The 11804-nt window shown below is 38.5% G+C and carries 10 protein-coding genes; all 10 read right to left on the bottom strand.

Features of this window, described 5'->3' with window-relative positions:
* Positions 1 to 60: 60 nt before the first annotated feature.
* The 10 genes from wecC to J3455_RS07120 all read right to left on the bottom strand — a co-directional run bounded on the left by wecC (position 61) and on the right by J3455_RS07120 (position 11803).
* Complete coding sequence (wecC, locus tag J3455_RS07165) at positions 61 to 1299, bottom strand: UDP-N-acetyl-D-mannosamine dehydrogenase (RefSeq protein WP_130050474.1); 1239 nt, start codon at positions 1297 to 1299, stop codon at positions 61 to 63.
* Positions 1300 to 1350: 51 nt separating this feature from the next.
* On the bottom strand, positions 1351 to 2070 hold the full coding sequence (locus J3455_RS07160) for a WecB/TagA/CpsF family glycosyltransferase (RefSeq protein WP_130050473.1): 720 nt from the start codon (positions 2068 to 2070) through the stop codon (positions 1351 to 1353).
* A complete protein-coding gene (locus J3455_RS07155) occupies positions 2063 to 3115 on the bottom strand; it encodes a glycosyltransferase family 4 protein (RefSeq protein ID WP_130050472.1) in 1053 nt (350 codons plus the stop codon). Before J3455_RS07155 ends, J3455_RS07160 begins: the two co-directional genes overlap by 8 nt.
* Positions 3112 to 4614: a hypothetical protein gene (locus tag J3455_RS07150; protein ID WP_349561420.1), complete on the bottom strand. Its 1503-nt coding sequence runs from the start codon at positions 4612 to 4614 to the stop codon at positions 3112 to 3114. Before J3455_RS07150 ends, J3455_RS07155 begins: the two co-directional genes overlap by 4 nt.
* A gap of 11 nt (positions 4615 to 4625) precedes the next feature.
* Positions 4626 to 5567, bottom strand: coding sequence for a glycosyltransferase family 2 protein (locus tag J3455_RS07145; protein WP_130050470.1), 942 nt, complete (start codon positions 5565 to 5567; stop codon positions 4626 to 4628).
* 27 nt (positions 5568 to 5594) lie between these two features.
* A complete protein-coding gene (locus tag J3455_RS07140) occupies positions 5595 to 6884 on the bottom strand; it encodes an EpsG family protein (protein WP_130050469.1) in 1290 nt (429 codons plus the stop codon).
* A gap of 22 nt (positions 6885 to 6906) precedes the next feature.
* Positions 6907 to 7848 carry a Wzz/FepE/Etk N-terminal domain-containing protein gene (locus tag J3455_RS07135; RefSeq protein WP_130050468.1) on the bottom strand — a complete coding sequence of 314 codons (942 nt, stop codon included), beginning with the start codon at positions 7846 to 7848 and terminating at the stop codon, positions 6907 to 6909.
* Entirely contained in the window at positions 7845 to 8765 is a 921-nt protein-coding gene (gene rfbA, locus J3455_RS07130) for a glucose-1-phosphate thymidylyltransferase RfbA (protein WP_240701300.1), read from the bottom strand. The genes J3455_RS07135 and rfbA overlap by 4 nt, the downstream gene beginning before the upstream one ends.
* A gap of 103 nt (positions 8766 to 8868) precedes the next feature.
* Positions 8869 to 9960 carry a dTDP-glucose 4,6-dehydratase gene (rfbB, locus tag J3455_RS07125; RefSeq protein ID WP_130050467.1) on the bottom strand — a complete coding sequence of 364 codons (1092 nt, stop codon included), beginning with the start codon at positions 9958 to 9960 and terminating at the stop codon, positions 8869 to 8871.
* Positions 9961 to 10024: 64 nt separating this feature from the next.
* Entirely contained in the window at positions 10025 to 11803 is a 1779-nt protein-coding gene (locus J3455_RS07120; protein ID WP_349561418.1) for an asparagine synthetase B family protein, read from the bottom strand.
* Position 11804 lies beyond the last annotated feature (1 nt).

Below are 11804 nucleotides of genomic sequence, written 5' to 3'. Positions count from 1 at the left end.
TATTATCCTAAACACAAAAGCCTGCCAAAAATGGCAGGCTTACTAAATCTACTTATTGAGTTAAAAAATTCCGCGGCTATCAACAACCACTTTTCTGGCTACTTGCTCTGCAGGTATGGCCTTAAATTCTTTATGATCAACCAACACTGCTAGTGTATTACTTCGCTCAAGCGCTTCTTCAATTGAAACCAATTTAACGCCTAACGCTGCTAGAGCTTCTGGTAGCTCGTTGATATTTGGTTCAACAACTAGCACTTCTGCTTCATTGTTTTGTGCTAGCATTTTGGTAATATCGAGTGCAGGGCTCTCGCGTAAATCATCAATATCAGCTTTAAATGCAATGCCTAAACACGCTATCACTGGCTTTTTAAATTGATCAGCTGCATCAGTTATTTGCTTTAAAACATAATGAGGCTTTGCGTCGTTAACTTCACGAGCCTGACGTATTAGTTTTGCAGTTTCTGGCGCAGAACTAACAATAAACCATGGATCAACAGCAATGCAGTGACCACCCACACCAGGGCCTGGGTTTAAAATGTTTACTCGCGGGTGACGATTTGCAAGTTTTATAAGCTCCCAAACATTAATATCTAACTTATCGCATATCATTGATAGCTCGTTTGCAAACGCAATATTTACATCGCGAAATGAGTTTTCTGTTAGCTTTGCCATCTCTGCTGTTCTGGCGTTTGTTAGTAAACATTCACCCACAACAAAGGTTTTATACAAGGCAACTGCTTTTTTCGAGCACTCTTCCGACATACCGCCTATAACGCGATCATTCTCTACAAGTTCACGCAAAACGTGACCTGGCAATACACGCTCAGGGCAATGTGCAATGTTTATATCAGCTTCGTTACCAGCGGTTTGTGGAAAAGTTAGGTCTGGGCGTGCTTCGGCTAACCAGTTTGCAAGCTCTTCTGTTGCCCCAACAGGTGAAGTTGACTCTAAAATAACTAAATTGCCTTTTTCGAGTACTGGCGCTATTGCTTTTGCTGCAGCTTCTATGTAGCTCAAATCTGCTTGGTAGTCTTCTTTAAAAGGGGTTGGAACAGCCACCATAAATGCTTCTGCTTTTTCTGGTTTTGTTACTGCCTTTAAATTACCGGCTTTAACTGCGCTGCGTACCACCATATCAAGGTCTGGTTCAACAATATGCACATTCCCTGCATTAATTGTATCTACAGCATGTTGGCTTACATCAACCCCAATAACATTAATTCCGCGTGATGCAATAACAGCTGCAGTTGGTAAGCCTATATAGCCAAGCCCAACGACTGATACAGTTTTAAATAACATTTAAACCCCTAATTTAAATTAACTTTTGTAAAAACCCAGCCCTGGGCAACTTTAAACTTTTTTTGTAAGGTAGTAATAAAAATACTTAATTAAGTTACTTTGCCTCAATATCCTTGTTGGCTGGCTTAATAATCTGTAGAGCCACTCTAAGTTTACGGCTCTAAAAGCGGCAGGTGCTCGTTTTACATTTTCGGTAAACACGTCATAAGTGCCACCTACTCCCATAAAAAAGGTAGTTGGGCACGACTTCTGACACTCAAAAATAAATAACTCTTGACGAGGCGACCCTAGAGCAACACTTACAAGCTTTGCTCCTGAGCTGGCTATTTCTTCAATAACTTGCTGCTCTTCGCTAGCAGAAAAATAACCGTTTCGATAACCAACAACATTTACGCCTTGCGCTAGCAATTTGCTATAAGCTTCAAGCACCACAGATTCTTTTGCGCCTAATAAAAATACTGGCACATTATTCTCTGCAGAACGTAACATTAAACGCTCCCAAAGCTCACAACCAGGAATGCGCGCCACAGGCTGTTTTAATCGCTTTGACATTACATAAGACACACCAATACCGTCTGGGTATCTCAAAGTAGCTTGTTGCAATGTGCTCATAACCTGTTGATCAATATTCGCTGCCATTACCTTTTCAGGGTTTATTGCAACTGCAACACCTGGCTTTACGCCCTCAGGTACTAAAATTGAAGTATCAATAAGTTCATCAATTGATTGGTAGGCTAATACGTCAATCCCACCTACATTTACACTATTCATTATCAACTCTCAATTTAGCGTATATCTTTAAAACTTCCTCTGTTACAGAGGATAACTGGTATGGTGCGGCAGAGTTTATTGCACAGAGGCGCATTGTTAAATAGTCTTGTTCTGATAAGTCCAAAACTTGCTCTATTGCAGACGTTGCGTTAACACATACGTTTTCGTCATTTGGAATTAAAAAGCCATTTTCGCCATTTAGTACTTGCGCGGTGCTACCGTCGGTCTGCGTTGCGATTACAGGTAACCCACACGCCATAGCTTCCGCCATTACCAAACCAAATGATTCATTATATGATAAATTAATCAACATGTAACTTTCGTTATAAATTGTAACCAGCTGTTGTGCACTGCAGTAATCAAAATAACGAATGCTCACGTTCTCGTTTTTAGCGAGACGCTCTATAAACGAACTATCGCCTGACCCTACTATCGCTACCGTTAACTTACGCTGAAAATTTTCTAAAATTGCTTCGAGCCTATCAATGCCTTTGTTTTTATTTAAATTCCCTACAAAAACAAAATCGAAATGCTTTATTGCGGTTGTCTGTGGCTCATAAAATAGGTCATTCACACCCGCACTTAGCACACTTGCAGAAACAGGCTTAAAAAATCGCTGCTTTAATTTTTCACTCACAAAAATAAACTTATCAACAAAACCTGAGCTATACCGATAAACAGGCCCAGGTGTTGGATACAAATAAATATCGCTACCATGGAAGGTAACAACGATTTTTGCTCGCCAATTTCGAAAAAGCTTATAAGCAATAGCTAATAAAACATTCGGAAAATAAAAATGAACATGAATGATATCGTACTTTTTAAATGAAAAAATATAGCTAAGTACAAAACGTAAAAAGAACAAAGGATAACGCAATAACTTAGCAATACCCGACTTTTCTTCTTGATCTAAATAATAAAAGTCAACATGGCAATTACCCTGCTTTTTTAAGCTCACATATTGGTTATAAACAAACCGCCCTGAATTTGGCTTGTTTTTACTTGGCCCCATGTTCGATAAGAGTAATACACGAAAATCGCTCACTTCTTTTGTTTCTCCATACGCTTGAGCTTAACGCCATAGTTGGCACGCGACGGTATAAAGTGAAACATTAATCGGTATGTTAGCTGTATAAAAGGTATAAAAGCTGCTGGTGTCTGTGGGGAATAACCCGACTCTACAACCTGACTCTTATACTTTGAAGCTGTTTTTGACCATATTTTCTTTAAATTACGATAAGACACCGCTCGTGAATAGTCTTGTTGAATAAATGAGTCAAATACTATTCGAGAGGCAAATGGTGAGACTATTGTAAAAAATTGTGCGGCTAATACATTGCTACCAAATACGGTATAGCGACCACCTCTACCATACACAAACTCATAGTAAGTCACTTTTTGATAATCATTTAATGCTAAGTTAGCAGTTTTAACTTTATAATCTTGCCACAGTATCTCAAATTCGCCGTTAGTCAGTTCTTTATAGCGTAACCGAAGTAACTTATGTGCGCTAAAGTTGATAAAACGATAAACAAATGGCACTAACTTTAATAGCTCACCTCGCTTTCCCTTAAAGTTAATGTAGGTGCCGCGCTGAAATAAATCACCCAAGTAACCGTCATAAAAAGTAGAGGCTTGGTTATAGTGCTTTGCAATGTAGTGATAATTGGTATACAAGCGATTAATAGGCTTTAATGTGGCAAACGCCATTTCGTCCAAAATTGCTTGCTCTTGTTCATGAAGTGGCTGCTCATTAAAATCAAAAGCATGGTAGTGTTCAAAGTCTTGCTGGTAATGCCCTGCTATTTTGCGCTCTGGCGAACCTTCGGGTCCGTAAGTAAAACCATATTTATAAGTGCCATTCGCTAATAAATAACGAGAATCAAGGCCACTACTTAAAGGCAAAATGCGAGTATCATAAGGCCAGAATTCAGTTAATGTATTTACATACTCTCCAAGGTCTTCTATTGCTTTGCCGTCATAAAATGTAAAGTAACTCTGCTCTGTTCCAGAAGTAATTGCCGCACCAGGTTGTAGGCGCTCAATTTCATTATAAAGCGTGAAATTACCAAACAAATGCTGCTTTTTACCAAGAATGCTTTGCATATCATTATTTAATGTATGCTTGTCAGTAAGAAGTGCTTTAACACTTGGCGCAATACGAAGTTCACTCGCTAGTCTATCGATATAGTGAGTTGATAAACCTAGTGCATCCGTTAGCAAAGTAGTTTGCTCACCATTTTTCCAATAAATGACAAATACACCTGCCAAAATATCGTTTAATACGCTTGGTCCGTGTTCAACAATGTCTTTAGCAAGTAAATCAAGCGGGTTTAACTTTTGTTTATAGATAAACCAACCTGAAGCAATAAATACTTGCTCTTGATATATCTCTATCGGCGCAGTCGACCAAGCATTGGTATCGTAAATCAAATAACCTTGGGCTATATTTTCAGGAAATTTATATAGCTTGCTATTGTCGGACATTGCAGCAAAAGAAGCCGGTAATGACTTTGGATCGCAATTTAAATACATGCCACGCATTTTATTTATCCTTATGACGCTGCATTTGTATTAACAGACGTACGTTGTTGACGTCGTTGTAGGTAGGCTTCAAGAGGCTTTTTACCAAACACCGCCCCAACCAGTAATTTGACTATTACGCGTGGGTTTAATAACTTTAACTTTAAAGCATGGATGTATTTTTTTATTGCCATCATTCGGTTACCGCTACGTAACTCAAAGTCTGCCAAACTTTCGAACTGTCTTGATAAGCCAGTATTTAAGCCAAGGTGAAGATACTCTGCCTCGTATTTATCTATAATTGCACGATGACCATTCGCTTTTGATACCGGGTTACATGAAATACCATCATCAGCAAGTTGGTACGTAATAAGTGCTTCGGCTAAGTGAATTGCAGGGTATTTTTTTGATAAACGTAGTAGTAAATCATAGTCTTGCATGCTTGGTAGACTGTTATCAAAGCCTTCAACATCGCGGATAGCATCCGTTGCAATTAATAAGACTGATGTGCAAATACCATAACCTTGATTTAGTAACGATTCGTATAAGTTATTGGCTCCAAGGCAGCCAAAGTACTTTTTCCAACCTTGATACTCCAAATACATATCGGAATAACAAATAGCTGCATTGCTTTTCTCTAATGCGTCAATTTGTTGTTCAAGTTTAGTTTGTAGCCACAGATCATCATCATCTAAAAATGCTACATATTCGCCTTGCGCAAAATCAACACCGGTATTGCGCGCTTGGCAAGCTCCTTTGTTCGCACTATGGCGAATATATTTAATTCGCTGTTCATCAGCATATTGTTCCATTACAGCTTCGGTTTGAGCACGCGCATTGCTACTAGGATCATTATCATCAACAATCACTATTTCCCAGTTCTCATAGCTTTGAGCCTGTACACTTGCGATTGCTTTAGGTAATGCATGCGCACGTTTGTACGTTGGTATGATGACAGTAATTAATTTATTCATTTTAAAAGCCTAGGTAATATATCGCGCTTACTTATTTCGATAACCATCGTAATAAGTAATATCTGTTTCGCTATAGTGCTTAAAGGTTAAGAAGTAATCTAACCCTTTGTTTTCTATCGGATGTCTATGTATTTCATCTTGATAAAAAAAGTTACTTTCATTAATCAGGAGCACATAAGAAAATGCGGCCATATGAAAAGCGATAACTAAAAATAAAAAGGTGCCTGTTATTATTTTGGGTGTTATGTACTGAAATGCTAACAACATTAAAGGGGCATACAAAAGATACAACGGCAATAAAATGCGATGTAACTCATCACCTATAAAAAACAGCGCAATAAAGCTGAGCAATGTCAAAAAGCTCATCATATTAAATAATCGAATATACGTTGGGCTTGTTGTTTTTATATAGCCAGGTAATGCGATAATCGTGACGAAAATAAAAAACAACAAAGAAGGTAGTTTTGAAAAACTAGGTTCAAAAACTAAACGCGTTAAAATTTTATTAATCATGTAATGATTAATAACAGAACCTACCCCTTTAATTGCTAACACCCCAAAAATTGCTGCAAAAACAAACCCTAAGATCAACAAGATTAATTGTTCAATGTTCCAACGTCGATTTAAATGCTTACTAAAAATAAGCAAAGGGAGTAGTAAAAAGCTTGTTGAAAAGTGCATTAAACTTCCTAAGAAAAAAATGGCTATGCCATGTTTCTTATTCGTTTGTGAGTACCAAATTCCATAGAGTAAAATTGGCACAGCCATACACGCTCTGATCAAGTGCCACTGACTTTGAAAGAACTTATAAAAAAATACAATCATTAAAAAGCACAGCAGTGGGCTAGGATTATCAACTAACTTACAAAATTTCCAAATTAACAGGTAGGTAACCGCTAGCGTTGTAAAGTAGTAAAGGAATGAGTGATTATTAGTTAGGCTCGCTACAACCCAGCTATATAAAGCAAACAAGAAATCTGCATGCTTTGCATACAGTAATGAGGTGGGTAACATACTAGAAAAGCTGCTATAACGCTCATAAGCCATTAAGTAAGAGGGCATATCATCTGCTCCCCCCCAAAGATAGCCTATATGACGCGAAGCGATCAGCACAGATAACGAGAACACAACAAAAAAGACGATTGCACTATCAAGCTTGGTTTTTTGTACTGCAAAGGCGTAAATAAATACGCCTGCAACCCAAGCTAAAAATGGCAAAAATAACCAGCCTGCAAGCAACAGGCAGCCAGTGATTAATAGCTTGGTATTTACTACTTGCTGTTGTTCAGCAAAGCCGAGAGAGTCGTCAGCGTTCAAGTTATAACCTTATCACTTTGGCTTAATCACCTTTGTGCTGACGATTATTAATACGAACAAAATGTAGCAATAAGATGCTTACACAAACAAAGAACCCTGAAAAAATTGCTCCAAGAATACAAATAACCGCTCTGTTAGGAGATGACTTTCGTTCTTCAATGATAGGGCTTTCAATAATCTTGAACGCAAAATCCTTACGAACCTCGGCAAGTAACATTGCTTTGGTTTGCTCTTCTACAATTGTGTAGAATACGTTTTGCATTTCGGCTACGTTGGTTTTTGATAGCTGTTCATTTAAGTACTTTATGCTTTCTTTTTTCTCAGCTATTTCACGCTCTCTAACCGATTTGTTAATCAATGCAACGATATTTTCTACATACTGCTTAGAAATGCGAGGGTCGATATGCTCAAATGAAATTTTAACTAAACCATTTACTTTGTCTTGTTGTACAGAAAGCTTTTTAAGTAGTCTCTCGTATGTTTCGAACATTGAAGGTTCTAGACTTTCTTTTGTCTCTTCGTCTACTTTCCATTTTCCGTCGCTATAAAGCGCAGGATCGATTACCAGCTGCTGAGAATCTCTATTCCATTCTTTTACAGCGAATAAATTCACTTTTACGTTATTTTGCTCAATAAATTTATATAGAAAGTCTTTTGATTTGATGATCTCTAAATACACAGCAGTGTCGTCACCAGCACCACCTAAATTGATACCTGCAACACTTGCTAAGCTACCCAACTGCCCAAGTGATGCTAAGGCGCCACTTTCTTGCTGCTTTTGCGGCGCTAACAGTACCGTCGACTTATACATATTTGGCAAGGTTAACGAGTAGGCTAAAATTGCTGCACTAAAAACGATTGATAAAAATATGATTAACCACTTTTTGTTCCAAAGTACTAACCAAAGCTCAATCAGATCAAAGGGCTTTTGTGAACTTACGTTCTGATTTACAGTGCCTGTCATTGCGCTTTCCCTGCTGCCAATTTTAATAAATACTGACCATAACTTGTTTTACTTAAAGCTTGCCCTTGCTCTATTAAAGACTCTTTTGTGATCCACCCCTGCTTATAAGCAATTTCTTGCAGACAGGCTATTTTGAAGCCTTGGCGCTTTTCAACTGTTTGTACAAAGAGCGACGCTTCCATCAGGCTATCGTGCGTGCCTGTGTCTAGCCATGCAAAGCCTCGCCCTAGCACTTCAACTTTAAGGCGGTTTTCGTCTAAATATGCTTGGTTAATTGCTGTAATTTCTAACTCGCCACGAGCTGAAGGAGTGACCTTTTTGGCTTTTTCAATAACTGAGTTATCGTAAAAATACAATCCTGTTACTGCATAGTTAGATTTGGGCTCTAACGGTTTTTCTTCAATTGAAATACCATTAAAGTTTTCATCTACTTCAACAACCCCAAACCTTTCAGGGTCGTTTACTTGATATGCAAAAACATATGCTTCTTGGTCAAGTTTTGCATGGGCTTTTAACTTTGGTGAAAAGTTAGAACCATAAAAAATATTATCACCCAAAATAAGGCAAACGTTATCGTCGCCAATAAATTCTTCACCAATAATGAAAGCTTGTGCTAGGCCTTCAGGTTTTGGCTGTACCTCGTAGCTCAAATTGATACCAAAACGGCTGCCATCACCTAATAGAGTTTTAAACTGCGCTTGATCTTGAGGTGTAGTAATGATGAGTATATCTTTAATTTCAGCAAGCATTAGCACCGATAATGGATAGTAAATCATCGGTTTATCGTAAATCGGTAATATTTGCTTAGAAACACCTTGAGTTATCGGGTGTAAGCGTGAACCACTACCACCGGCAAGTATGATGCCTTTTGTTTTGCGTAATGATGAATTGTCATTGTTCATTTGTGAATTACTCATTTCCATACTTCATTTAATGGTCAGTTCTGAGCGCTTAGGTATGCTTACTTTACACTCAACTTTCTTTATCGAAACGTCCAATTTAGGCTGCAAAAGCTAGCAATTATTCTTCGGCTGCACCTAGTCGCTCACGTTGATATGAGCCATCCTGAACATTTTGGCACCAATCTAGATTGTCTAAATACCATTGCACTGTTTTTCGAATACCAGACTCAAACGTTTCTTGAGGTGTCCAATTTAGTTGGTCAGCAATTTTAGCTGCATCGATTGCATAACGACGGTCATGGCCAGGACGGTCTGTAACATAGGTAATTAGTGAAGCATACCCTTCTGCTAAATCTTTACTTGGTGCTAACTCATCTAACAAACTACAAATAGTTTTTACTACTTCAAGGTTTGTTTTTTCGTTATGTCCACCAATGTTGTATGTTTCACCTACTTTACCTTCACTCGCAACGGTGTATAAAGCACGCGCGTGATCTTCAACAAATAGCCAATCTCTAATTTGTGACCCATCACCGTAAATAGGTAATGCCTTGCCTTCTAACGCATTTAAAATGACTAGTGGGATCAGCTTTTCAGGAAAATGAAACGGGCCATAGTTATTCGAGCAGTTGGTAACAACGACAGGTAAACCATAAGTGCGGTGCCACGCTCTCACTAAATGATCAGAGCTTGCTTTACTGGCAGAATAAGGGCTACTAGGCGCATACGATGTTTGCTCTGTAAATAAAGGCAAACTTGAGCTATTTTCTACATCATCTGGATGAGGTAAATCACCATAAACTTCATCTGTCGAAATATGGTGAAATCTAAAGGTTTGTTGCTTATTGGTATCTAAGCTTGCCCAATAACCTCGTGCTGCGTCAAGTAGGGTATATGTACCAACAATATTTGTTTGAATAAATTGGCCAGGCCCATCAATTGAGCGATCAACATGCGATTCTGCAGCTAGGTGCATTATAATATCAGGCTGATATGATTGGAAAAGTGAGTCGACAGTTGCACGATCACAAATGTCACCTTGAATGAAGGTATAACGTTCGTTATTTTCTACGCTTTTAAGTGACTGTAAATTTCCAGCATATGTGAGCTTATCTAGGTTTATAACTTTATGCGCTGTTTCGTTTATTAAAAAACGTACCACGGCACTTCCAATAAACCCTGCACCACCTGTTACTATAATAGTTTTCATCCACACCCTTTTTAACTAAATTAATTAGCTTTTCAACAGCGGCGAATTATCGCAAATATACAGCCTATTTGCTATAACCTGCCGATTTTTTGCCGCTTTCTAACTGTTCTAAATACAATTCTAACGTTAATAAACTGCCTATTTTTTCAGGGCGAATTGAGTCGTCCATTGCAAAGAACTTGGATAGAATTTTATTAACTTGGTCATTGCCAATTAATGTTGCGACTCGGCTATTTGGCATACATAACATATCTGTAAGATACTGCTTAAATTGCGTTTCTCTGAGCCAAGTGTCGTAGGCTACATAGTGTCGCTTAGGGGCAATTGAGCGATATAGCTTGCGTGCCACTCTTTCAAACAGAGAACCTTTTATTAGCTTTACTAATTGTTGCTTAACTGGATTTACCTTTGGCTCAACTTGATTTTCGGTCAATGAAATTGGTTTTCCTGTTTGTTGCCAAGGGATCGCTGCAAAATAGTCAGGATAATAACGTAACAACATTGCGTGGTATAACTTACCATTACGTCTAAAGCTGTCCGGTAGAGAATAAAGAAACTCAACCAAATCGTTATCCATAAACGGTTTAAGGTTATGTAACTGATGACTCAATAAATCACTTCCAGCGCCAATAAAGCGTACTCCGCGATTATAGATAAGCACTGGATCATCATTTTCATGTGTAAAGTAGTCATGATCAATGTTTGCATGTTGAACATGCTTAGTGTAGCGAGTTGCAATTCTTTTCTGCTTTGAGATTGTTGCTTGCGACTCAGGGAATAAATAGCTCCCGCCAAAAGTCACATCACCTAAATAACCATTGAGTAAATAATTAGACTCTTGCGCAATCAACTCTACAGAGCTAAGTGCATGCATGTGTAAAATATTCTTCAAGCCATCAGTCAACCAAACACCACGTTCTCTGCCAGAGAACCAATTGCTTTGATCAATTGCAACCAACTGGTTAGATACCCCTGCGAAATCTGCCACTTGTTTGGCTATAACGGCGTCATCACAGCTTGGTTCACCAAAGGTAAATGTTTTAATTTCGCCTTTATAATGCTGCTTGGCTCCTGCTAGTAAAACTCTAGAGTCAAGGCCTCCGCTTAGCGTGATCGCTAATTTAGGCTGTTTTACCACACTCATACATCGAGCCATACTAGCATCAAAAAGCTGATAAGATTTATCAACAGCCTCATCAAACGAGATGTGATTTAGTGGTTTAATCTCTGACCATTGCCAATAGAGTTGCTGCTGATAGTGTTCTGCTTGGGTATTAATAGTGACTAATGTTGCCGCTGGCACACGTCGTATATTCTTAAATAAAGTTTGCTCACCAAGCATGTGCCCTACATCAACATAGGTATCTAAAGCCGACTGATCGATCTCTTGTGTGTAGTCTGGGTGCAGTAGTATGGCTTTTGGCTCACTTGCAAACCCTTTTATACGATCACCTTCAACCCATAGGTAAAGTGGTTTAATACCGAAGCGATCTGTTGCCAAATGAAGTGCTTGTGTTTGTTTATCATATACCGAAAAAACAAAGTAACCATTTAAGCCATGACAAAACTCAAGTAGGTTATCAATTAGGTACTGCTCGCAAAGATTCTGTAGCGCATCTTCAGTTTTACAGTCATTACCATTGATTGAAAAGATATCGCCCCAAATAGTGACGTGCAAACGATCATCGCTATATTCGTAGCACGCTATATGCTCAACATTTTTAAGCATGTGCTGATAGTGCTGCGAAACAAAATAACTATGTTTATCGCCTGCTACATTCGCAAAGCAATCATGATCTTCTGCTACTTGGTCTGGGCTAATAAAACCGATCATACCGGGCATA

Origin of the sequence: Pseudoalteromonas sp. NFXS39 (assembly GCF_040148775.1) — a bacterium.
Taxonomy (GTDB): Bacteria; Pseudomonadota; Gammaproteobacteria; order Enterobacterales; family Alteromonadaceae; genus Pseudoalteromonas; species Pseudoalteromonas apostichopi.
The sequence above is the reverse complement of the archived record's forward strand: the minus strand, read 5'-3'. Positions and strand labels throughout refer to the sequence as shown.